Source organism: Cupriavidus sp. U2, assembly GCF_009663685.2.
In the GTDB taxonomy this organism is placed as follows: domain Bacteria; phylum Pseudomonadota; class Gammaproteobacteria; order Burkholderiales; family Burkholderiaceae; genus Cupriavidus; species Cupriavidus necator_C.
Genome location: NZ_RCOG02000032.1, coordinates 804617 through 826257, shown reverse-complemented (window position 1 = coordinate 826257; position 21641 = coordinate 804617). Strand labels below are relative to the sequence as shown.

The window sequence follows — 21641 nt, the reverse complement described above, 5'->3', positions numbered from 1 at the left end:
AGGTCTGGTCAGTTTCCGGCGGATCTGCTTCGCGTCAGACCACACCCTTGGCACGCAGGGCGGCGATGTGTTCGGCACTGTAGCCGAGTGTCTCGTCCAGCACCACATCGGTGTGCTCGCCGAGCAACGGCGGATGGCGCAGCGCCTCGGGCGGCGTGGCGCTCATCTTCATCGGGCTGCCCACCAGCCTGACCGTGCCGCCCGTGGGGTGGGGCAGGTCCACGCGCAGGCCGCGCGCCACCACCTGCTCGTTTTCGAAGACCTCGTCGAGCGTGTTGATCGGGCCGCACGGCACGCCGGCGCGCTCCAGATCCAGGATCCATTGCTCGCGGGTACGCGGCAGCACCATCTCGGCCAGGATCGGCACCAGCGCGTCGCGGTGCGCCACGCGCTGCGGGTTGGTGGCAAAGCGCGGATCGTCGGCCAGCTCGGGGCGGCCGCCGGCGGTCACGAACTTGCGGAACTGGCCGTCGTTGCCCACCGCGACGATGATCCAGCCATCGGCGGCGTGGAAGGTCTGGTAGGGGACGATGTTCGGGTGCGCGTTGCCCCACCGCTTGGGGGCCACGCCGCTGGCCAGGTAGTTGGTATTCATGTTGGCCAGCATCGACACCTGCACGTCCAGCAGGGCCATGTCGATGTACTGCCCCTCGCCCGTGCGGTCGCGGTGGGACAGCGCGGCCAGCACGGCAATGGTGGCGTACTGGCCGGTCATCAGGTCGGAAATCGCCACGCCGGCCTTTTGCGGGCCGCCGCCGGGCAGGTCGTCGCGCTCGCCGGTCAGGCTCATGAAGCCGCCCATGCCCTGGATGATGAAGTCGTAGCCGGGGCGCTGGGCGTACGGGCCGGTCTGGCCGAAGCCGGTGACCGAGCAGTAGATGATGTCCGGCTTGACGGCCTTGAGCGATTCGTAATCGAGGCCATACTTCTTCAGCTGGCCAACCTTGTAGTTTTCCAGCACCACGTCGCTCCGGGCGGCCAGGTCGCGCACCAGCTGCTGGCCTTCGGGCGTGCTGATGTCACAGGTCACCGACCGCTTGTTGCGGTTGGCGGCCAGGTAGTAGGCGGCCTCCGCCGTGTCGCGCCCATCGGGGGTCTTGAGCCAGGGCGGGCCCCAGATGCGGGTGTCGTCGCCTGCGCCGGGGCGCTCGATCTTGATCACGTCGGCGCCGAAATCGGCAAGATTCTGGGCGCACCAGGGCCCGGCGAGCACGCGGGTCAGGTCGAGGACGCGGAGATGGCTTAAGGCTCCCATGGCGGTGACGGCTGGCAGTTCTGAGGAGCCAGCACTCTATCACCGGCCACCCGGCACGATGCCCCGGGGCGGGGCGCCGGCCCGAGTTCCGTGGGCGATAACCGGACAGGCGGCGCCGCGCCGTGCCTGGGCCCGACATGGGCACGGCGCGCCAGTGCCCCGGGACGGGGCTTCCCCGTATAATCAACGGTTTGCAAATCCAACCTGACTGCCTGCGTGCTGCCACGACGCGCCGAGGCGCCCGATACAACATGAAAGTCTCCGACATTCGCAGCAAGTTCCTGCAGTTCTACGCGTCGAAGGACCATACCGTGGTCCGCTCGTCCAGCCTGGTGCCGGCGAACGACCCGACCCTGCTGTTCACCAATTCGGGCATGGTGCAGTTCAAGGACGTGTTCCTGGGCACCGACAAGCGTCCGTACTCGCGCGCCACGTCGTCGCAACGCTCGGTTCGCGCCGGCGGCAAGCACAACGACCTCGAAAATGTGGGTTACACCGCACGTCACCACACATTCTTCGAAATGCTGGGCAATTTCTCGTTCGGCGACTACTTCAAGCGCGATGCCATCCAGTACGCCTGGGAACTGCTGACCAAGGTCTACCAGCTGCCGGCGGACAAGCTGTGGGTCACCGTGTACGCCGAGGACGACGAGGCCTACGACATCTGGGCCAAGGAAGTGGGCGTGCCGACCGACCGCATCGTGCGCATCGGGGACAACAAGGGCGCGCGCTACGCGTCGGACAACTTCTGGCAGATGGCCGACACCGGACCGTGCGGCCCGTGTTCGGAAATCTTCTATGACCACGGCCCGGAAGTGTGGGGCGGCCCGCCGGGATCGCCCGAGGAAGACGGCGACCGCTACATCGAGATCTGGAACCTGGTGTTCATGCAGTTCAACCGCGACGAGCAGGGCAACATGACGCGCCTGCCCAAGCCGTGCGTGGACACCGGCATGGGCCTGGAGCGGATTGCCGCGGTGCTGCAGCACGTGCACAGCAACTACGAGATCGACCTGTTCCAGGCGCTGATCAAGGCCGCCGGCCGTGAAACGCATACCGCCGACCTGAACCAGAATTCGCTGAAGGTCATTGCCGACCATATCCGCGCGTGCTCGTTCCTGATCGTGGACGGCGTGATCCCGGGCAACGAAGGCCGCGGCTATGTGCTGCGCCGTATCGTGCGCCGCGCGATCCGTCACGGCTACAAGCTGGGCCAGAAGACGCCGTTCTTCCACAAGCTGGTACCGGACCTGGTGGCGCAGATGGGCGAAGCCTATCCGGAACTGGCCGAAGCCCAGAACCGCGTGGTGGAAGTGCTCAAGGCCGAGGAAGAGCGTTTCTTCGAGACGATCGAGAACGGCATGTCGATCCTGGACGGCGCCGTGGCCGATCTCAAGGCCAAGGGCGGCAAGGTGCTGGACGGCGAACTGGCGTTCAAGCTGCACGATACGTTCGGCTTCCCGCTAGACCTGACGCAGGACGTGGCGCGCGAGCAGGAAATCACCGTTGACGAGGCGGCCTTCGACGCCGCGATGACGCGCCAGCGCGAGCAGGCTCGTGCCGCCGGCAAGTTCAAGATGGCGGCGGGCCTGGAATACACGGGCGACAAGACCGTGTTCCACGGCTACGACGCCCTGAGCATGGAAGGCGTCAGCGTGACCGCGCTGTATGTCGATGGCGCCTCCGTCGATACGATGCAGCCGGGCCAGACTGGCGTGGTGGTGCTGAACAACACGCCGTTCTACGCCGAATCCGGCGGCCAGGTGGGCGACCAGGGCACGCTGGTGGCGGGCCCGGCCGTGTTCACCGTGGCCGATACCACCAAGATCCAGGCCGACGTGTTCGGCCACCAGGGCACGCTGGCCAACGGCGTGCTGAAGGTGGGCGACAAGGTCGCGGCACGGGTGGACGCCGTGCGCCGTGCGCGCACCGTGCGCAACCACTCGGCCACCCACCTGATGCACAAGGCCCTGCGCGAAGTGCTGGGCACCCACGTGCAGCAGAAGGGTTCGCTGGTCGATCCCGACAAGACGCGTTTCGACTTCTCGCACAACGCCCCGGTGACTGACGACCAGATCCGCCAGATCGAGGAAATCGTCAACGCCGAGATCCTGGCCAACGCGCCGACCGTGGCCGCCGTCATGCCGTTCGACGACGCCGTGAAGAGCGGTGCCATGGCACTGTTTGGCGAGAAGTACGCCGACGATGTGCGCGTGCTGTCGATCGGCACGTCGAAGGAACTGTGCGGCGGCACCCACGTGACGCGCACCGGCGATATCGGCCTGTTCAAGATCGTCGTGGAAGCCGGCGTTGCCGCAGGTATCCGCCGCGTGGAAGCCATCACCGGCGACAATGCGCTGCATTACCTGCAATCGCTCGACGCCCGCCTGAACGAGGCGGCTGCCGCGCTGCGCGCCCAGCCGTCGGAACTGGTGCCGCGTATCGCCCAGGTGCAGGACCAGGTCCGCACGCTGGAAAAGGAACTGGAAAAGCTCAAGAGCAAGCTGGCTTCGTCGCAGGGCGATGAGCTCGCATCGCAGGCCGTGGACGTCAAGGGCCTGAAGGTGCTGGCTGCCCAGCTCGAAGGCGCCGACGTGAAGACGCTGCGCGAAACGATGGACAAGCTCAAGGACAAGCTCCAGAGCGCCGCCATCGTGCTGGCCGCCGTCGCCGACGGCAAGGTCAGCCTGATCGCGGGCGTGACTGCCGACGCCACGTCGAAGGTCAAGGCCGGCGAACTCGTCAACTTCGTCGCCCAGCAGGTGGGTGGCAAGGGCGGCGGCCGCCCCGACATGGCCCAGGCCGGCGGCACCGACCCGTCGGGTCTGCCGAAGGCCCTGGCCGGCGTGACGGAATGGGTGTCCGCGAAGGTTTGATGCCCGACTCACTGAAGCTGCCGTGAAGACAACGCCTGCGAAAGCAGGCGTTTTTTTTGCGTCACAGGTCCGCGAACAGGGCTATCAGGATGAAGGGCGCGATGCCCAGGGTCAGGAAGACGATAGACACTGGAATCATGATCTTGGCCTGGAATTCGCGGTCGGTGAAGAATCTGGTCAGGAAGCGTTCCATGGTGATCTCCTTACAGGTGAGCGAGGGAAGTCTGAAGTGGAGCGGCCTGCGCGAGGGTGGGCAGGATCAGCATCGTGTAACCGAAGTAGTGGGCCGCTGCGCTCGCGGCCGTGACAATCAAGGACAGAGCGAGCGGCCATTTCGGCGCCGCGGCGCCCGGGGAGGCAAGGCTTGCCTCGACGGCGCCGAGGAGCACCAGCACGGCGGCGAACACGATGAGTGCTACATGGGCGGTCAGGGCGGTCCACATCCATTGGCTGCGGATGTCACCGATGCCCAGGTGCTGGGCGAGAAGGTAGCAGGCGCTCGCGCTCATCGGGATCGCGGCCCAGAGCAATTGCCCGTGCTGGACGGTGCGCATGACGACGCCACGGCTGCGCTGGCGCAAGGCCCTTGGAATCTTGATGAGCGGCAGGAGCGCCAGCGGCGCCAGCAACGGAATGGCAATGTTGAACACGAACCAGCCGAACAGTGCGAAGTCCCTCATGGATTGGCCTCGATGGAATGGAACGAGGCCTATCGTAGGCGTCGCGAGCGCCTGTGCAAATGAGACAGATCTGAACTTGAGGGCTGGTAGTCAGCTTGCTTGTCCGCCATCAATCCTGCCGAACACGTGTCCGCGCCTACTTCCCCCCACCCCCCGTCAGCGTCGACACGATGTCGATCGGTAACGGAAACACGATCGTCGAACTCTTGTCGCCCGCTATCTGTGTCAGCGTCTGCAGGTAGCGCAGCTGCATGGCCTGGGGCTGGCGCGCGAGCATCTGGGCGGCTTCCAGCAGCTTTTCCGATGCCTGGAGCTCGCCTTCGGCATGAATGATCTTGGCGCGCCGCTCGCGCTCGGCTTCGGCCTGGCGGGCGATGGCGCGCACCATCGACTCGTTCAGGTCGACGTGCTTGATCTCGACGTTCGATACCTTGATGCCCCAGGCGTCGGTCTGGGCATCGAGCACCTTCTGGATATCGAGGTTGAGCTTCTCGCGTTCGGCCAGCATTTCGTCGAGTTCGTGCTTGCCCAGCACCGAGCGCAGCGTGGTCTGCGCCAGCTGGCTGGTGGCTTCCAGGAAGTTGGCCACCTGGATGATGGCGCGCTCGGGGTCCACCACGCGGAAGTACACCACCGCGTTGACCTTGACCGACACGTTGTCGTGCGAGATCACGTCCTGTGGCGGCACGTCCAGGACGACGGTGCGCAGGTCCACGCGCACCATCTGCTGCACGGCCGGGATGACCAGCACCAGTCCAGGGCCCTTGACGCGCCAGAAGCGGCCCAGCATGAACACCACTCCCCGTTCATACTCGCGCAGCACGCGGAAGGCAGACACCACCAGCAGCACGAGCAGGAAGACCAGTCCACCGAAGCTGAATCCGAATGCCATGTCGGGCTCCTTGTTGTGTCAGGCATCGTGAATCGAAGTGACATCCAGCACCAGGCCGTGACGGGCGGTCACGCGCACGGAATCGCCGCGTGCCAGCGGGCGGTTGCTGCGGATGCGCCATTGTTCGCCGCGGACCATCGCCCAGCCGTCGGTCGGATCGGTCTGCCCGGTCGGGCCGGCCGTGTCCGTCACCACCACGCCGACGCTGCCCACCAGCGTGTCCGCACCGCTGACCACGGGCCGACGCCGCGCGCGCAGCAGCAGCGCGGACATGCCGAACAGGAACAGCGCCGAAATGCCGGACAGCGCGGCAATCAGCGAAAGCGGCACGCCGAAGCCCGGCACGTCGGTATCGATCAGCATCACCGCCCCGAACGCGAACGCAATGATGCCGCCCACGCCGACAGCGCCGAACGTCGGCAGGAACACCTCGGCCACCATGCACCCAACGCCAAAGGCGATCAGCGCCAGTCCGGCGTAGTTGATGGGCAGCATCTGCAGCGCGAACAGGCCCAGCAGCAGGCAGATGGCCCCGGCGATGCCCGGGATCACCATGCCGGGCGTGGAAAACTCGAAGATCAGCCCGTAGATGCCGATCATCATCAGGATCAGGGCCACGCTCGGGTCGGTGATGACCGCCAGCAGCCGGCTGCGCCAGTCGGGCTCCAGCGTGACGATGGGCGCGCCGGCCGTGTGCAGCGTGCGTGTGGCGCCGGCGGCCTCGATCTGCTTGCCGTCCAGTTGCCGGAGCAGGGCGGGCAGGTCGGGCGCCACCAGGTCGGCCACCTTCTGCGCGACCGCTTCGTCAGCGGACAGGCTCACGGCTTCGCGGACTGCCCGTTCCCCCCATTCGGCATTGCGGTGCCGCAGCTGGGCCAATCCCCGGATATAGGCCGATGCGTCGTGCATCTGCTTGCGCGTCATGGTGTCTTCGCCGGCCGGGGCGCTGGCAGGCGCCGATGCCGGGGCAGGGGCGGCCTCGGGCTTGGGTCCGCCGATGCCGATGGCCACCGGGCTGGCCGCGCCCAGGTTCGTGCCGGGCGCCATGGCGGCGACATGGCTGGCGTAGAGGATGTAGGTGCCGGCGCTGGCCGCGCGCGCGCCGCCAGGATAGACATAGGTGGCCACGGGCACCGGCGACGCCAGGATGGTCTGGATGATGTCGCGCATCGATTTGTCGAGGCCGCCGGGCGTGTCCATTTCCAGCACGATCAACTGGGCGCCCTGCTTGCGGGCGCGCTCGATGCTGCGCACGGCGAAACTGGCACTGGCGGGGCTGATGGCGCCCTGCACCGGGACGACATAGACCGGGGCCACCGACGACGTCGTTGCCGATATCGCCCGATCGGGAGCGGCCGTCTGGGCAGGCGCGCCGGAGGCAGCCAGCAATAACAGGCCCAGGCCGGCCAGCGCGAGCCAATGTCCCCAGTGCCAGTGCCAGCGGCCGGCAGGCGGCGGTGGCCGGTGCAACGCAAATGCGTGTCTCATGGCGGGGCGCGGCCCGCCGTGAATGCCGTGGCCGCGCCACTTTCAGTGTAGGCGACCGGCCACATCCTGCAGGGCGATGCGAAGACGCGGCGCCAGGCCGTCAGGCCGCCTGCTCAGGCCATTCAGCCTGCTCAGGCCACCGCCCGGGTATCGTCGACCGTACCCTCCCGGCCGGGCAGCATGTCGGCCAGCGCCATCAAGGCGGTGCCTGCCATCGACGGATGCCAGGCCAGCACGGTGGTGACGCGTCCGGTGTCGCCCAGCGGATGGATGCCGATCTGCGGCAGGTTGCGATAGAGCGCCAGCACCGATCGCGGTACGACGCCCACGCCGATGCCCGCCGCCGCGCAGGTCACGATGGCGTGATACGAGCCAAGCTGGATCACGCGGTTCATGCCCCGCCCGCACTGGCCAAACCACTGCTCGAAGCGGGTGCGATAGTTGCAGCCGGTCTCGAATGCCAGCAGCGTGGCGCGCTCGACGTCCTCGGGCGACTGAATTGGCCGATGGCTGGTGCTGGACACAATCACCAGTTCTTCGTCGAACGCCGGCAGGCTGACCAGGTCCGGGTCGCCCAGCGGTTCGGCCACGAATGCGCAATCCACCTCGAAGCGGCGCACCGCGTCGAGCGCCTTGCTGGTGATCAGCGTGACCAGCTCCAGTTCCACGTCCGGCCATTGCTGGTGGTAGGCCGCCAGCATGTTCGGCAGACGGCTGGCCGCCGTGCTTTCCATCGACGCGATACGCAGCCGTCCGTGCGGATGCGCGGGCTGCACCGCATGCTTCGCTTCCTCGGACAGCTGCAGGATGCGGCAGGCATAGTCGAACAAGGTCTGGCCGGCCGGCGTGAGCACCATGCGTCGCCCGTCGCGGACAAACAGCTCCACCCCCAGCGATTGCTCCAGTTGCCGGATGCGCGTCGTCACGTTCGACTGCACCCGATGCAGCCGTTCGGCGGCCCGCGTGATGCCGCCGGCTTCCACCACCGTACGAAAAATCTCCAGTGCGGCCAGGTCCATATGCAATTCCCAGTCAAATTGAGATGGGTTGCATCTCAATTATTCATTTTCCGTGATGGATCGTTCGGGCATAGCATAGTCAACAATCCAGAAATGCTCCAGATGTCCGATCGCGCCCCTTCGATGCCACGCTTGCCCCTCGCCGACGTTGATGTTTCCGCCAGCACCGCCCAGGCCCGGCCAACCGCCGGGCCGCTGGCCGTGGCGCTGGCCGGGCTGGTGTCGCTGGCGCTGGCCATGGGCATTGGCCGATTCGCCTTCACGCCGCTGCTGCCGATGATGCTTCACGACGGCACGGTCACGCTGGCCGAGGGCAGCGCGCTGGCGACACTGAACTACATCGGCTACCTGGCGGGCGCCGTGCTGTGCCTGTTTATCCGGCCGGACCCGGTGCGGATGGTGCGCGGCGCCCTGGCGCTGACCGTCGGCCTGACACTGGCGATGGCGCTGCCGGGCGGCATGCCGGCCTGGCTGGCCTGGCGCACGCTGGCCGGTATCGCCAGTGCGCTGGTGATGGTCTACGGCACCGCCTGGTGCATGCAGCGACTGGCCGAACTGGGCCATCCCACGTTGGGCGGGCTGATGTTCTGCGGACCGGGTATCGGCATCGTGGTGACCGGGTTTTCCGCCTTTGCGATGGTAGGCGCGGGGTGGCAGGCCAACTGGGGATGGATCACATTCACGATCCTGGGTGCCGTGATGCTGGTGCCCGTGTGGCGGGTCTACGGCTCCGCGGCCCCGACGTCCGCGCTCGGTGCCACGCCAGGCGCGGCAACCACGCCGGCGCCGACGCCGCGCCTGGACGTCGAAACCTGGGCGCTGACGTTGGCCTATGGCCTGGCGGGCTTCGGATACATCATCACGGCCACGTTCCTGCCGGTCATTGCCCGGCACGCCATGCCCGGCAGCGTCTGGGCCGATCTTTTCTGGCCCATCCTCGGTGCCGGCGTGGCGGTGGGGGCGTGGCTGGCCACCCGGGTCGGCATGCATCACGACAACCGCCGCATGATGATGGTGCTGTACACGCTGCAGGCGGCCGGGGTGGGCGTGGCCGCCGTGTGGCCCACCGTGGCCGGGTTTGCGCTGAGCAGCCTGCTGGTGGGTTTGCCGTTCACCGCGCTGGTGTCGTTTGCGATGCGCGAGGCACGGCGCCTCTGGGGTGGCCGCGCGGCCAAGCTGATCGGCCTGATGACGGCCGCCTACGCGATCGGCCAGATTGCCGGGCCGCCGCTGGCCACCGCGCTGGTGGCCCGCACCGGCGGCTTCGGCGCCTCGCTGGGCGTGGCGGCGCTGGCCCTGCTGTCAGGCGCGCTGATCTTCCTGTGGATGTGGCGCACGATGCCGGTGGACGGCCACACGCCGCGCTAGCGACTGCGCTACAGTATCGGCTTCGCCGCTCACTCGACCCGGACGCCCCCGCGCCGGCGCTGCAGGGCGGCGCGAAAGCCAAGCCCCATGTCTTTTGCCTTGCAGCCCGGACGTGCCACCGGCCCGGTCCTGCCCATCAGCCCCGACGAAGCGCGTGTCCGCGTGGACCTGGCCGCCGCCTACCGGCTGGCCGCGCTGGAACGCTGGGACGACCTCATCTACACCCATATCTCGGCCACCGTGCCCGGTGAGCCCGACCATTTCCTGATCAATCCGTTCGGCTTTGCCTTCGACGAGATCCGCGCCTCGGACCTCGTGAAGATCAATGGCCGGGGCGAAGTGGTGGGCGAAACCGTGCATCCGGTCAACGTGACCGGCTTTGCGCTGCACGCGGCCGTGCATGCCGCGCGCGCCGATGCACACTGCGTGATGCATCTGCACAACACCGCCGGCATCGCCGTGTCCGCCCAGGCCGACGGGCTGCTGCCGCTGTCGCAGCATGCCCTGCGCTTTCACGGCCGCATGGCTTATCACGACTACGAAGGCCTGGCATTCACGCCGGCCGAAGGCGCGCGCCTGACCGCGTCGCTGGGCAGCCATCCGGCCATGCTGCTGCGTAACCACGGCACGCTGACGGTGGGACGCACCGTGGCTGAGGCCTATGTGCTGATGGCCACGCTGATCAAGGCGTGCGAGATCCAGCTCGGCGCACAGCTGGGGCGTGCCACCGTGCAGCCACCGCCAGCCATCGCGGACAAGACCTCGCTGCAGCTGTTCGACAACGGCGCCGTCGAGGGCGTGATGGAATGGCCGGCGCTGCTGCGCAGACTCGATAAAATCGATCCCACCTATAAAGACTGAAAATTCGTAAAGGAGCCATGCAATGCCCACGTTTCACGTAGAGATGTTCGAAGGCCGTACCGTTGACCAGAAGCGCAAGTTCGTCGAGGAAATCACGCGCGTCACGTGCGAGACGCTGGGCTGCTCGGCCGGCGCCGTCGACATCATCATTACCGACATCAAGCGCGAGAACTGGGCCACGGGCGGTGAGCTGTGGCTGGACAAGCAGTGATGCCAGGCAGGAATTGAACCGATGACCGCCGCAGTTTCCGCCATGCAGCAGTTTGCCTCCGACAACTACGCCGGCTTTTGTCCGGAATCGCTGAAGTATTTTCTGGAGGCCAACGCGACGGGCCATGAGAAAGCCTATGGCGACGACAGCTGGACGCAGAAGGTATGCGATCGTATCCGCGACCTGTTCCAGACCGATTGCGAGGTCTTTTTCGTGTTCAACGGCACGGCGGCCAATTCCTTGGCGCTGTCGTCGCTATGCCAGTCGTACCACTCGGTGATCTGCCACGAGCTGGCCCATATCGAGACCGACGAGTGCGGCGCGCCGCAGTTCTTCTCGAACGGTTCGAAGCTGCTCACCGCCCCCGGCCAGAACGGCAAGCTGACGCCCGATGCCGTGGAGGCGCTGGTCACGCGCCGCTCGGATATCCACTATCCGAAGCCGCGCGTGGTGTCGCTGACGCAGGCCACCGAGGTGGGCACGGTCTATTCGGTGGACGAGGTGCGCGCCATCGCGGCCATCGCCAAGCGCCGGCAGTTGCGCGTGCATATGGACGGCGCGCGCTTTGCCAACGCGGTGGCGTCGCTGGGCGTGCATCCGTCCGAAATCACCTGGCGTGCCGGCGTGGACGTGCTGTGCTTCGGCGGCACCAAGAACGGCCTGCCGGTGGGCGAGGCCGTGGTGTTCTTCGACCGCCGGCTGGCCGAGGATTTTGCGTACCGGGTCAAGCAGGCCGGGCACCTGGCGTCGAAGATGCGTTTTATCTCGGCGCCCTGGCTCGGCATGCTCGAAAACGATGTATGGCTCAGGAACGGCCGCCATGCCAACGCGATGGCCACGCTGCTGGCCCAGCGCATTGCCGATGTCCCGGGCGTGCGCATCATGTTTCCGACGCAGGCCAACGCCGTGTTTGCCGATCTGCCGCTGCCGGCCATCGAGGCGCTGCGGGCCAAGGGCTGGCTGTTCTACACGTTTATCGGCGCGGGCGGTTGCCGCATGATGTGCGCGTGGGACTTGCAGCCCGAAACGGTCGAGGCGTTTGCCGCCGATATCCGCGCTGCATGCGCCTGATTTTGAAGATTCAACGATAGCCACAACGATAACCAGACAGTCCCAGGAGCCCCACGATGCAACCCTATCGATTCTGCCCGCGCTGCGGCGCGGAACTGGAACACCTGCCGATGTCCGGCCGGTTTCGCCATGCCTGCGTGCAGGACGGCTGCGGTTTTGTGCACTGGGACAACCCGCTGCCGGTGCTGGCGGCCGTGGTCGAGTACGAAGGCAAGCTGCTGCTGGCGCGCAATGCCGCGTGGCCGGAGAAGATGTTCGCGCTGGTCACCGGCTTCATGGAACGCGACGAGACGCCCGAACTGGGCGTGGCGCGCGAACTCAAGGAAGAGACCAATCTCGATGCGGTGTCGGCGTCGCTGATCGGCGTCTACGACTTCATGCGCAAGAACGAGCTGATCATTGCCTACCACGTGCGCGCCGAGGGCGAGATCCGCCTGTCGGAGGAACTGGTCGAGTACAAGCTGGTGGCGCCGGACAAGATGCGGATCTGGAACGCCGGTACCGGGTTTGCCGTGGCCGACTTCCTGGAGCGGCGCGGCTTGCCGGTGCGCTTCTTCGACCGTGCCACCGGCGCGGACATCGCCGATCCGCGCCGCCCGACCGACTTCAGCCTGGTCACTGCTTCGCTACAATACGGCATCAACCAGAATTAGAAGGTGAGAGGAATGGATTTCCAGAAAGAAGTGGACGCGCGCGGCCTGAACTGCCCGCTGCCGATCCTGCGGACCAAGAAGGCGCTGGCAGACATGGCCAGCGGCGAAGTGCTCAAGGTGCTGGCCACCGACCCCGGCGCCACACGCGACTTCCAGGCCTTTGCCAAGCAGACCGGCAACGAACTGCTGTCGCACGCCGAAGTGGACAAGGTGTTCGTGTTCTACATGAAGCGCCGCTGAGACTGGCCTTCCTGCCCCCTACGGGCACAAAAAAACCGCCTCCGAAGAGGCGGTTTTTGTTTAGCCGGACGCCCGGGCGGTGATGGCCGATTCGTGCCCGGTCAGCCGCGCTGCGCCAGGTAGGCGCTGAATTCCTCGCGCACTTCGGGGTGCTTGAGTGCGAATTCCACGGTGGCCTTCAGGTAGCCGAGCTTGCTGCCGCAGTCGTAGCGTACGCCCTTGTAGCGGTAGGCCAGCACCTGCTCCTGGTCCAGCATCGCCTGGATGGCGTCGGTCAGCTGGAACTCGCCGCCGGCACCGGGCTTGAGATTGCGGATGTGGTCGAAAATGCGCGGGGTCAGGATGTAGCGGCCCACCACGCCGAGGTTCGACGGGGCATCCTCGGGCGCCGGCTTTTCGATGATGCCCGACATCTTGATCACGCGCTCATCCCATTCCCGGCCATCGACCACGCCATAGGAACGGCTTTGTTCCGGCGAGATTTCCTCCACGCCCAGCACCGAGCAGTTGTAGTGGTTGTAGACATCCACCATCTGCTTCATCACCGGGTCGCTGGACTCGCCATCCAGCAGGTCATCCGCCAGCATGACGGCAAACGGCGCGTCGCCCACCAGGCGGGCGGCGCACAGCACCGCGTGGCCCAGGCCCAGCGCCTCGGGCTGGCGCACGTAGAAGCATTCCACGTTCTTGGGCTTGATGGAGCGCACGACGTCAAGCAGCGCCTGCTTGTTCTTGGCTTCAAGCTCCATTTCCAGTTCGTAGGCCTTGTCGAAATGGTCCTCGATGGCCCGCTTGGAGCGGCCCGTCACGAAGATCATCTCGTTGATGCCTGCGGCCATGGCCTCTTCCACGGCGTACTGGATCAGCGGCTTGTCCACCACCGGCAGCATTTCCTTGGGACTCGCCTTGGTGGCGGGCAGGAATCGGGTGCCTAGCCCTGCAACGGGAAAGACTGCTTTGGTGACGCGGTTTTCCATTTCAGCTTCCTTTTTAATCCGGTGTAATACCGTGCCGTACGAGGGGAGGGCCGTCTGTCAGGTTTCGTCCGACTTACAGTCCGGACGGACCTGATCATCACATTCAGGACGGCAGACGCTGTAGTTGATCCTGCAGCTTCGCCAGCGTCTGTTCGAAATCCGACAAACGTTGTGTTTCCTGTGCCACAACGGCGGCTGGGGCCTTGGCGACAAAGCTCTCGTTGGAGAGTTTGCCACGGCACTTTCCGATCTCGCCCGCGATCCGCTCAATCTCCTTGGACAGGCGCGCGCGCTCGGCCACCACGTCGATCTCGATCTTCAACAGCAGGTGATTGCGGCCGACGATGGCCACCGGGGCACCGGCTCCCTCGCGCTGCAGCGCCGCTTCGTCTTCGAACACCTTCACTTCGGAAAGTTTCGCCAGTGCCTGCACCTGCGCGGCGGCTTCCTTCAGGAAGGCACTGTCCCCATGGGCATACAGCGGAATACGCTGGGCCGGCGAGATGTTCATCTCGCCACGCAGGTTGCGGCAGGCGTCCACCAGGGCCTTCAACTGGGCCACCCAGGCTTCGGCGGCCTCGTCGATCTTGGCCGCGGCCGGCAGCGGGTAGGCCTGCGTGGCGATGGTCTCGCTGCCGTCGCCCTTGGCGCGGCCGGCCAGCGGCGCCACCTTCTGCCACAGTTCCTCGGTGATGAACGGAATGATCGGATGGGCCAGGCGCAGTACCGTCTCCAGCACGCGCAGCAGCGTGCGGCGCGTGGCGCGCTGCTGCGCCTCGGTGCCGGTCTGGATCTGCACCTTGGCCAGTTCCAGGTACCAGTCGCAGTATTCGTCCCAGACGAACTTGTAGATCGCGCTGGCGATATTGTCGAAGCGGTACTCGTCGAAGCCCTTCTCGACGTCGGCTTCCACGCGCTGCAGCAGCGACACGATCCAGCGGTCGGCCTGCGAGAAGTGCAGGTAGCCGTCCGGGCCGCAATCCTTGTCGCACGGGCCCATGCCGCAGTCATGGCCCTCGGTGTTCATCAGCACGAAGCGCGTGGCGTTCCAGAGCTTGTTGCAGAAATTGCGATAGCCCTCGCAGCGGCCGGTGTCGAAGTTGATGTTCCGGCCCAGCGTGGCCAGCGACGCGAACGTGAATCGCAGCGCATCGGCGCCGAACGCCGGAATGCCCGCGGGGAATTCCTTCTTCGTCTTGGCTTCGATCTTGGGGGCGTCCTTGGGGCGGCGCAGGCCGGTGGTGCGCTTCTTGAGCAGCGGATCGAGTTCGATACCGTCGATCAGGTCCACCGGGTCCAGCGTGTTGCCCTCCGACTTGCTCATCTTCTTGCCTTCGGAGTCGCGCACCAGGCCGTGGACATACACGGTATGGAACGGCACCTTGCCGGTGAAGTGCTTGGTCATCATGACCATACGCGCCACCCAGAAGAAGATGATGTCGTAGCCGGTGACCAGCACCGACGACGGCAGGAAGTGCTTCAGCTCGGGCGTTTCCGCCGGCCAGCCCAGCGACGAGAACGGCACCAGCGCGGACGAGAACCACGTGTCCAGCACGTCTTCCTCGCGGCGCAGCGGCCCGGTGCTGCCGGCCGCCTGTGCCTTGGCGCGGGCGTCTTCCTCGGTGCGGGCGACAAAGCAGTTGCCGGCATCGTCGTACCACGCCGGGATCTGGTGACCCCACCACAGCTGGCGGCTGATACACCAGTCCTGGATATTGGCCAGCCACTGGTTGTAGGTGTTGATCCAGTTTTCGGGCACCAGCTTGATCTCGCCGCTCTGCACGGCGTCCAGCGCCACCTCGGCAATCGAGCGGCCCGGGTTGAACGTGCCTTCCGGGGCCGGCTTGCTCATCGCGACGAACCACTGGTCGGTCAGCATTGGCTCGATCACGCTGCCGGTGCGCTCGCTGCGCGGCACCATCAGCTTGTGCTTCTTGACTTCGCCCAGCAGGCCCTGCGCTTCAAGGTCGGCCACCATTTGCTTGCGGGCGTCGAAGCGGTCCATGCCGGCGTAGGCGGCCGGCGCGTCGGGCACGACCTTGGCGTCCAGCGTCAGGATCGACAGCTGCGGCAGGTTGTGGCGCTGGCCCACGGCGTAGTCGTTGAAGTCGTGGCCCGGGGTCACCTTGACCACGCCGGTGCCGAATTCGCGGTCGACGTACTCGTCGGCAATCACCGGAATCTTGCGATCGGTCAGCGGCAGGTGCACGAACTTGCCGATCAGGTGCGCGTAACGCTCGTCCTCGGGGTGCACCATCACCGCGGTGTCCCCCAGCATCGTCTCGGGGCGCGTGGTGGCCACGGTCAGATGGGTCAGGCCGCGCACGGAGTCGGGCTCGGCCAGCGGATAGTGGATATGCCAGAGCGAGCCTTCTTCCTCGACGCTGTCCACTTCCAGGTCGGACACGGCGGTGCCCAGGACCGGGTCCCAGTTGACCAGGCGCTTGCCGCGGTAGATCAGGCCCTGTTCATACAGGCGCACGAAGACTTCGGTCACGGCGCTCGACATCTCGGGCGACATCGTGAAGTACTCGCGCGTCCAGTCGATCGACGCGCCCATGCGGCGCACCTGGCGCGTGATGGTGGAGCCCGATTCTTCCTTCCAGGCCCAGACCTTCTCGGTGAACTTCTCGCGGCCCAGGTCGTGGCGCGACACGCCTTGCGCTTCCAGCTGGCGTTCCACCACGATTTGCGTGGCGATGCCGGCGTGGTCGGTGCCCGGCACCCACAGCGTGTTGGCGCCGCGCATGCGCGCATGGCGGGCCAGGCCGTCCATGATCGTCTGGTTGAACGCGTGCCCCATATGCAGCGTGCCGGTCACATTCGGCGGCGGCAGCTGGATGGCGAAATCGGGACGGTCCGGATCGAAAGTGGGCTGGGCGATGCCGCGGCGCTCCCATTCGGGGCCCCATTTGGCCTCGATGGCGGCGGGTTCGAAGCTCTTGGCAAGGGACTGGTCTTCTGCGGTCATGCTCGGATGTCTTGGGATGCTTGGAATGCGGATCGGGGCTCGGACCGGCTCGCGGCGGGGCGGGCGGCGGCATTCGGCCGGGGAAAACGTCAAATTATAGGGGAGCCGGCATACCGATGCGCATTTCCGGGCCGGGAACGGGCACCTGCGGGCTGCCGCGCGGCGCCTGCCGACAGGTCCGGACGGCGGCCGCCGGTATAATTGCCGCCTACTTTATTGGCCCCGATCCGATGTCCAGCCTGCTTGCCAATCTCAACGCCGAACAACACGCCGCCGTCACTTTGCCGGACGAACCGGCCCTGATCCTGGCTGGCGCGGGCAGCGGCAAGACCCGTGTGCTGACCACGCGCATCGCCTGGCTGATCCAGAACGGGCGGGTGTCCCCGGCCGGTATCCTGGCCGTGACCTTCACGAACAAGGCCGCCAAGGAAATGCAGACGCGGCTGTCGTCGATGCTGCCGATCAACACGCGCGGCATGTGGATCGGGACGTTCCACGGCCTGTGCAACCGCATGCTGCGGGCGCACTTCCGCGACGCCGGGCTGCCCCAGACCTTTGCCATCCTGGACACCCAGGACCAGCTTTCGGCCCTCAAGCGGCTGCTCAAGCAGCTCAACGTCGACGACGAGAAGTACCCGGCCAAGAACCTGCAGTACTTCATCAACAACGCCAAGGAACAGGGCCTGCGGCCGGCCGACGTCGAGGCCAACGACGACTTCAACCGCCGTTTTGTCGACCTGTATGCCGCCTACGACGAGCAGTGCCAGCGCGAGGGCGTGGTCGATTTTGCCGAACTGCTGCTGCGCTGCTACGAACTGCTGCGCTACAACGACGCCATCCGCCAGCACTACCAGCACCGCTTCCGCCACGTGCTGGTCGACGAATTCCAGGATACCAACGTGCTGCAGTACCGCTGGCTCAAGCTGCTGGCCGGCTACGGCACGGGCAACGCCGCGGCCGTGTTCGCGGTCGGCGACGACGACCAGAGCATCTACGCGTTCCGGGGCGCCAATGTCGGCAACATGCGCGATTTCGAGCAGGAATTCCGCGTGCGGCACATGATCAAGCTCGAGCAGAACTACCGCTCGCACGGGCACATCCTCGACAGCGCCAACCATCTGATCTCGCACAACGCGCGCCGGCTCGGCAAGAACCTGCGCACCGATGCGGGGCACGGCGAGCCGGTGCGGGTGTTCCAGGCCGGCTCGGACGGGCAGGAGGCATCGTGGATCGTGGAGGAAATCCGCGACCAGATCGCCCAGGGCATGGCGCGGTCCGAAGTGGCGATCCTGTATCGCAGCAACGCGCAATCGCGCGTGATCGAACATGCACTTTTTTCGTCGGGCATCCCGTATCGCGTCTATGGCGGCCTGCGCTTTTTCGAGCGCGCCGAAGTCAAGCACGCGCTCGCGTACCTGCAGCTGATCGAGAATCCGCGCAACGACGCCGCGTTCGGCCGGGTGGTCAACTTCCCGACGCGCGGCATCGGCGCCAAGACGCTGGAAAACCTGCAGGACGCCGCGCGCCAGTACAACTGCTCGCTGGCCGAGGCGGTGGCCTACGTGCCCGGCAAGGGCGGCACGTCGCTGGCGGCCTTCCTGCGCCTGATCGAACAGATGCGCGCGGAGACCAGCCGCATGACGCTGGCGCAGACCGTGGAATACGTGACGAATACCAGCGGGTTGATCACGCATTATCAGACCGAAAAGGAAGGCCAGGACCGCATCGAGAACTTGCAGGAACTGGTCACGGCTGCGCAGGCCTTCGTCGTGGAAGAGGGCTACGGCCTCGACGCGCTGGCCCGCATGCCGCCCGCCAGCCGCGATGCCGCGCCGGCGCTCGCGCAGGGCGACCAGGCCCAGCAGGTGCTGGACCCCGAGCAGTTGCCGGTGGTGATGACCCCACTCGTGGCGTTCCTGACGCACGCCTCGCTGGAGGCCGGCGACAACCAGGCCCAGGCCGGCCAGGACGCCGTGCAGATGATGACCGTGCACGCGGCCAAGGGCCTCGAATTCAATGTGGTGTTCATCACCGGCCTGGAAGAGGGCCTGTTCCCGCACGAGAACAGCGCCATGGAAGCCGACGGCCTGGAGGAGGAACGCCGCCTGATGTATGTGGCCATCACCCGGGCGCGCGAGCGGCTGTATCTGTCGTTCGCCCAGAGCCGCGTGCTGCACGGCCAGATGCGCTACCACGTGCGTTCACGGTTCTTCGAGGAACTGCCCGAAGCGGCGCTGAAGTGGATCACGCCCCAGGGGCAGGCTTCGTACGGCAACTATGGCGTGAGCCGCCAGGAGCGCGACAGCGCCTGGGGCCGCGACTGGTTCAAGCGCGCCGAGGACGTGCCGTACACGGGCAGCAAGGCCACGGGCGGCATGGACACGGGCAAGAACTACGCCGAGGAAAAGCGCGCCGCGGCCACTGGCTTCCGCGTGGGGCAGAACGTGTTCCACACGAAGTTCGGCGAGGGCAGGATCAAGGCGCTGGAAGGCGAGGGCGCCGATGCGCGCGCCAATATCGACTTCAAGCGGCACGGCGCCAAGTGGCTGGCGCTGGCAGTGGCGAAGCTGGATCCGATCGACTGAGGATGGATTTGCGCCCCGGTGCCGATGGCGGCAGCGGGGCGCGTCAGGGTGCGTCAGGGCGTGGCAGGATCAGGCCTGCCGGGCGCTTTCCGTGGCCTCGCCGGGCGGCACGATATTGAAGCAGCCGCGATAGGTGGCGTAGAACGAGCAGTACAGGATGGCCAGCATCAGCAGCGAGTACGGCGTCACCAGGAACGACATCACCGCCTGCGCGCCCAGCGCCGCGAACACCGTTTCCAGCACCAGCGGCACCGCTACCAGCAGCACCGCGAACATCACCGCATAGGTGAAGAATGCGCCGCGGTTGCGCCAGCAGGCCGTCCAGCTGAAGAACAGCGCCTTGACCGGGGGCACCTGGTGCCAGGCGGCCAGCAGCGGCGCAAACCAGAACATCATCGCCACCGGCGTGTACAGCACCGCGCCGATCATCAGCGCGAAATAGAGCTGGCGGATGGCATCGGCCGACGGCTCCTCGCCGCGCAGCACGATGGGCGCCACCGCGCCGATATCGACCACGGCCGTGGCGATCAGGCTCAACGAGAACACCAGCACCGCATAGATGGCCCCGAGCACCAGCAGGTGGCGCGTGGCCTGCTTGCCGTTGGTCCGGAATCCGGCCAGCAGGATGGTGGGCAGCACCCGCTTGTTCTGGATGACCTCGCGGCAGGCCGTCATCACGCCCACGTACAGGCCGGGCGTGAAGACCAGCAGGGCGATGATGCCGAACAGCGGCACGAAGATCGCCAGCTGGGCGGCAATCAGGTAGATGAACAGCAGCATCAGGAACGCCAGCGGGTTCTTGCGGAACAGCCAGATGCCCTGGCGCAGCCAGACGTAGCCTTCCTTGGCGGAAACTTCCAGTAGTTGCATGGCGAATCAGATCCAGGGGAGCGTCGCCCCGTCGTCGATGCGACGGCGCAGGATGCGTTCGAAGTGGGTCGGATCGTGCGGCTGGAGCATGTCGGCCTCGCGCGGGAGGTAGAAATCCCACAGGCGCGACACCCAGAAGCGCAGCGCCCCGGCGCGCATCATGTCCTGCCAGTGCGCGGCTTCCACCTTGGTCAGCGGGCGGACCGCGTCATAGGCGCGCAGCATGGCCTGCGCCCGGACCGGGTCCAGGTCGCCGGTCGCCAGGTCGATGCACCAGTCGTTGACCGTCACGGCCAGGTCGAACAGCCACTTGTCGTTGCCGGCGAAGTAGAAATCGAAGAAGCCGCCCAGCCGATGCCGGCCATCGACCGTATCGAACAGCACGTTGTCGCGGAACAGGTCGCAATGGCACGGCCCGCCCTGCAGCGCGGCGTAGTCGGCACTGCCGAAGAACGCCGTCTGGTGCGCAATCTCGTGGGTCAGCAACTGGCGCTGGCCGGCGTCCAGGAACGGCGTGATCTCGGGGGCGGTCTGCTGCCACCAGGCCAGGCTGCGCAGGTTCGGCTGCTGGCGCGGATAGTCCTGGCCGGCCAGGTGCATGCGTGCCAGCATCGTGCCGACTTCGGCACAGTGGTCGGCCGCCGGGGCCAGCTGCGACGCGCCGGGCAGGCGGGTGACGATGGTGGCCGGCTTGCCCTTAAGTTCGCGCAGGATCTCGCCATCGCGCGCCGGCATCGGGGCCGGCACGCTGATGCCGTGGCGGGCCAGATGATCCATCAGGTGCAGGTAGTAGGGCAGCTGGTCGGAGCGCAGCCGCTCGAAGATGGTCAGCACGTACTCACGCGTGACGCCATCCTGCTCCATGGTCAGAAAGAAGTTGCTGTTCTCGATGCCCGAGGCGATGCCACGCAGCGCGCGCACTTCGCCAAGGTCGTAATCAAGCAGCCAGCGGGCGATCTCGTCCTGCGAGACCGTGGTAAATACGGCCATACTGTCAAATTGGTACGAAACGGAGGGCCGACGGACCGCAACCGCAAGGTCACGTTCCGCCGCCGCGGCATTGCTGCCGGAGGGCCGGCGCGATCCTCGCCAGGCAAGCGGCGCCGGCGCGGATCGTGGGTGAGAAAGGCGTAAGACTATCAGGTCTGCCGGATCGATCCCCGGAACAGCCCGGAACCCGGGCTCAGAACTTCAGGTTTACCGACGGCACGCGGTTCACGTCGTGGTCGCGAATCCGGGGCGAACTGTCTTCGGGTTTGCTCATCTCGTACTTCGTGCCAAAACCGGACTGCACCTGGATTTCGGTGGCGCGGCCCTTGTCGCGGTATTCGGTCACCTGGGTGCCGTCGCGTTCGCGCAGCTTGAAGCTCGGCTCGCGGGGCTGGTTCAACTGGCTCTTCGCGGCAGGAGCAATCGGCTGGTTGTTGATTTTATTGAGTTCCTGCTGCGTCAGCGCATTGCTGGTTTCCTCTGCCAGCGCCGCCTGCGTGGCAGTCAGTGCCAGGACGGTAGCGGCGAGCGCGAGCAGATAGCCGTGGCGGCCGATGGCGGCTTGCAGATCGGCCAGCCTGGCACCCGGTTGCGAAGGGGAAGTCATCTGAGGCTCCTGTGCGCGCGGGCGCTG

General features: G+C 66.3%; 19 protein-coding genes. 8 read left to right on the top strand and 11 right to left on the bottom strand.

Annotation, left to right across the window (positions count from 1 at the left end):
* Window positions 1–34 precede the first annotated feature (34 nt).
* Window positions 35–1255 (bottom strand): CaiB/BaiF CoA transferase family protein, encoded by a 1221-nt coding sequence (locus tag D9X30_RS28000; RefSeq protein ID WP_153945564.1) that lies wholly within the window; start codon window positions 1253–1255, stop codon window positions 35–37.
* A gap of 251 nt (window positions 1256–1506) precedes the next feature.
* Here D9X30_RS28000 and alaS point away from each other — a divergent pair, with 251 nt between their 5' ends.
* On the top strand, window positions 1507–4131 hold the full coding sequence (alaS, locus tag D9X30_RS27995) for an alanine--tRNA ligase (RefSeq protein WP_153945563.1): 2625 nt from the start codon (window positions 1507–1509) through the stop codon (window positions 4129–4131).
* A 61-nt stretch (window positions 4132–4192) separates the two neighbouring features.
* On the opposite strand, the gene D9X30_RS29760 is transcribed toward alaS, so the two are convergent.
* The 5 genes from D9X30_RS29760 to D9X30_RS27975 all read right to left on the bottom strand — a co-directional run bounded on the left by D9X30_RS29760 (window position 4193) and on the right by D9X30_RS27975 (window position 8210).
* Entirely contained in the window at window positions 4193–4324 is a 132-nt protein-coding gene (locus D9X30_RS29760; RefSeq protein WP_283780990.1) for a hypothetical protein, read from the bottom strand.
* Between the two features lie 10 nt (window positions 4325–4334).
* Window positions 4335–4811, bottom strand: coding sequence for a hypothetical protein (locus D9X30_RS27990; protein WP_153945562.1), 477 nt, complete (start codon window positions 4809–4811; stop codon window positions 4335–4337).
* Window positions 4812–4947: 136 nt separating this feature from the next.
* The gene (locus D9X30_RS27985; RefSeq protein WP_153945561.1) at window positions 4948–5703 is read right to left on the bottom strand and encodes a slipin family protein; all 756 of its coding nucleotides are present in this window, start codon (window positions 5701–5703) and stop codon (window positions 4948–4950) included.
* Between the two features lie 18 nt (window positions 5704–5721).
* The gene (locus D9X30_RS27980) at window positions 5722–7191 is read right to left on the bottom strand and encodes an NfeD family protein (RefSeq protein ID WP_153945560.1); all 1470 of its coding nucleotides are present in this window, start codon (window positions 7189–7191) and stop codon (window positions 5722–5724) included.
* A gap of 131 nt (window positions 7192–7322) precedes the next feature.
* On the bottom strand, window positions 7323–8210 hold the full coding sequence (locus tag D9X30_RS27975) for a LysR family transcriptional regulator (RefSeq protein WP_153945559.1): 888 nt from the start codon (window positions 8208–8210) through the stop codon (window positions 7323–7325).
* Between the two features lie 123 nt (window positions 8211–8333).
* Between D9X30_RS27975 and D9X30_RS27970 the strand changes: the two genes are divergently transcribed.
* From D9X30_RS27970 to D9X30_RS27945, 6 genes are all read left to right on the top strand, one after another.
* The gene (locus D9X30_RS27970) at window positions 8334–9578 is read left to right on the top strand and encodes a YbfB/YjiJ family MFS transporter (protein WP_153945558.1); all 1245 of its coding nucleotides are present in this window, start codon (window positions 8334–8336) and stop codon (window positions 9576–9578) included.
* Window positions 9579–9665: 87 nt separating this feature from the next.
* On the top strand, window positions 9666–10439 hold the full coding sequence (locus tag D9X30_RS27965; RefSeq protein WP_153945557.1) for a class II aldolase/adducin family protein: 774 nt from the start codon (window positions 9666–9668) through the stop codon (window positions 10437–10439).
* A gap of 22 nt (window positions 10440–10461) precedes the next feature.
* Window positions 10462–10650 carry a 4-oxalocrotonate tautomerase gene (locus D9X30_RS27960; RefSeq protein WP_092594409.1) on the top strand — a complete coding sequence of 63 codons (189 nt, stop codon included), beginning with the start codon at window positions 10462–10464 and terminating at the stop codon, window positions 10648–10650.
* A gap of 42 nt (window positions 10651–10692) precedes the next feature.
* On the top strand, window positions 10693–11721 hold the full coding sequence (locus tag D9X30_RS27955; protein WP_153945719.1) for a threonine aldolase family protein: 1029 nt from the start codon (window positions 10693–10695) through the stop codon (window positions 11719–11721).
* 56 nt (window positions 11722–11777) lie between these two features.
* Window positions 11778–12374 carry an NUDIX domain-containing protein gene (locus tag D9X30_RS27950; protein WP_153945556.1) on the top strand — a complete coding sequence of 199 codons (597 nt, stop codon included), beginning with the start codon at window positions 11778–11780 and terminating at the stop codon, window positions 12372–12374.
* 12 nt (window positions 12375–12386) lie between these two features.
* Window positions 12387–12614, top strand: coding sequence for a sulfurtransferase TusA family protein (locus D9X30_RS27945; protein ID WP_008645216.1), 228 nt, complete (start codon window positions 12387–12389; stop codon window positions 12612–12614).
* A gap of 101 nt (window positions 12615–12715) precedes the next feature.
* Here D9X30_RS27945 and galU read toward each other — a convergent pair whose 3' ends face one another.
* Together galU and D9X30_RS27935 are read right to left on the bottom strand one after the other, a co-directional pair.
* Window positions 12716–13591 carry a UTP--glucose-1-phosphate uridylyltransferase GalU gene (galU, locus tag D9X30_RS27940; protein ID WP_153945555.1) on the bottom strand — a complete coding sequence of 292 codons (876 nt, stop codon included), beginning with the start codon at window positions 13589–13591 and terminating at the stop codon, window positions 12716–12718.
* A 103-nt stretch (window positions 13592–13694) separates the two neighbouring features.
* Window positions 13695–16562: a valine--tRNA ligase gene (locus tag D9X30_RS27935; RefSeq protein ID WP_153945554.1), complete on the bottom strand. Its 2868-nt coding sequence runs from the start codon at window positions 16560–16562 to the stop codon at window positions 13695–13697.
* A 230-nt stretch (window positions 16563–16792) separates the two neighbouring features.
* Between D9X30_RS27935 and D9X30_RS27930 the strand changes: the two genes are divergently transcribed.
* Window positions 16793–19147, top strand: a complete 2355-nt coding sequence (locus D9X30_RS27930; protein ID WP_153945553.1) for a UvrD-helicase domain-containing protein — start codon at window positions 16793–16795, stop codon at window positions 19145–19147.
* Between the two features lie 69 nt (window positions 19148–19216).
* Here the strand turns inward: D9X30_RS27930 and D9X30_RS27925 are convergent, their stop codons facing one another.
* The 3 genes from D9X30_RS27925 to D9X30_RS27915 form a co-directional block, all read right to left on the bottom strand.
* Window positions 19217–20017 carry a BPSS1780 family membrane protein gene (locus tag D9X30_RS27925; RefSeq protein ID WP_153945552.1) on the bottom strand — a complete coding sequence of 267 codons (801 nt, stop codon included), beginning with the start codon at window positions 20015–20017 and terminating at the stop codon, window positions 19217–19219.
* A gap of 6 nt (window positions 20018–20023) precedes the next feature.
* Window positions 20024–21007 carry a homoserine kinase gene (locus D9X30_RS27920; RefSeq protein WP_153945551.1) on the bottom strand — a complete coding sequence of 328 codons (984 nt, stop codon included), beginning with the start codon at window positions 21005–21007 and terminating at the stop codon, window positions 20024–20026.
* A 193-nt stretch (window positions 21008–21200) separates the two neighbouring features.
* Window positions 21201–21614: a DUF2782 domain-containing protein gene (locus D9X30_RS27915; RefSeq protein ID WP_153945550.1), complete on the bottom strand. Its 414-nt coding sequence runs from the start codon at window positions 21612–21614 to the stop codon at window positions 21201–21203.
* Window positions 21615–21641 lie beyond the last annotated feature (27 nt).

Coding starts and splice junctions, on each gene's coding strand:
- D9X30_RS28000 (WP_153945564.1), bottom strand. CDS start 1,255: ATGGGAGCCTTAAGCCATCTCCGCGTCCTCGACCTGACCCGCGTGCTC.
- alaS (WP_153945563.1), top strand. CDS start 1,507: ATGAAAGTCTCCGACATTCGCAGCAAGTTCCTGCAGTTCTACGCGTCG.
- D9X30_RS29760 (WP_283780990.1), bottom strand. CDS start 4,324: ATGGAACGCTTCCTGACCAGATTCTTCACCGACCGCGAATTCCAGGCC.
- D9X30_RS27990 (WP_153945562.1), bottom strand. CDS start 4,811: ATGAGGGACTTCGCACTGTTCGGCTGGTTCGTGTTCAACATTGCCATT.
- D9X30_RS27985 (WP_153945561.1), bottom strand. CDS start 5,703: ATGGCATTCGGATTCAGCTTCGGTGGACTGGTCTTCCTGCTCGTGCTG.
- D9X30_RS27980 (WP_153945560.1), bottom strand. CDS start 7,191: ATGAGACACGCATTTGCGTTGCACCGGCCACCGCCGCCTGCCGGCCGC.
- D9X30_RS27975 (WP_153945559.1), bottom strand. CDS start 8,210: ATGGACCTGGCCGCACTGGAGATTTTTCGTACGGTGGTGGAAGCCGGC.
- D9X30_RS27970 (WP_153945558.1), top strand. CDS start 8,334: ATGCCACGCTTGCCCCTCGCCGACGTTGATGTTTCCGCCAGCACCGCC.
- D9X30_RS27965 (WP_153945557.1), top strand. CDS start 9,666: ATGTCTTTTGCCTTGCAGCCCGGACGTGCCACCGGCCCGGTCCTGCCC.
- D9X30_RS27960 (WP_092594409.1), top strand. CDS start 10,462: ATGCCCACGTTTCACGTAGAGATGTTCGAAGGCCGTACCGTTGACCAG.
- D9X30_RS27955 (WP_153945719.1), top strand. CDS start 10,693: ATGCAGCAGTTTGCCTCCGACAACTACGCCGGCTTTTGTCCGGAATCG.
- D9X30_RS27950 (WP_153945556.1), top strand. CDS start 11,778: ATGCAACCCTATCGATTCTGCCCGCGCTGCGGCGCGGAACTGGAACAC.
- D9X30_RS27945 (WP_008645216.1), top strand. CDS start 12,387: ATGGATTTCCAGAAAGAAGTGGACGCGCGCGGCCTGAACTGCCCGCTG.
- galU (WP_153945555.1), bottom strand. CDS start 13,591: ATGGAAAACCGCGTCACCAAAGCAGTCTTTCCCGTTGCAGGGCTAGGC.
- D9X30_RS27935 (WP_153945554.1), bottom strand. CDS start 16,562: ATGACCGCAGAAGACCAGTCCCTTGCCAAGAGCTTCGAACCCGCCGCC.
- D9X30_RS27930 (WP_153945553.1), top strand. CDS start 16,793: ATGTCCAGCCTGCTTGCCAATCTCAACGCCGAACAACACGCCGCCGTC.
- D9X30_RS27925 (WP_153945552.1), bottom strand. CDS start 20,017: ATGCAACTACTGGAAGTTTCCGCCAAGGAAGGCTACGTCTGGCTGCGC.
- D9X30_RS27920 (WP_153945551.1), bottom strand. CDS start 21,007: ATGGCCGTATTTACCACGGTCTCGCAGGACGAGATCGCCCGCTGGCTG.
- D9X30_RS27915 (WP_153945550.1), bottom strand. CDS start 21,614: ATGACTTCCCCTTCGCAACCGGGTGCCAGGCTGGCCGATCTGCAAGCC.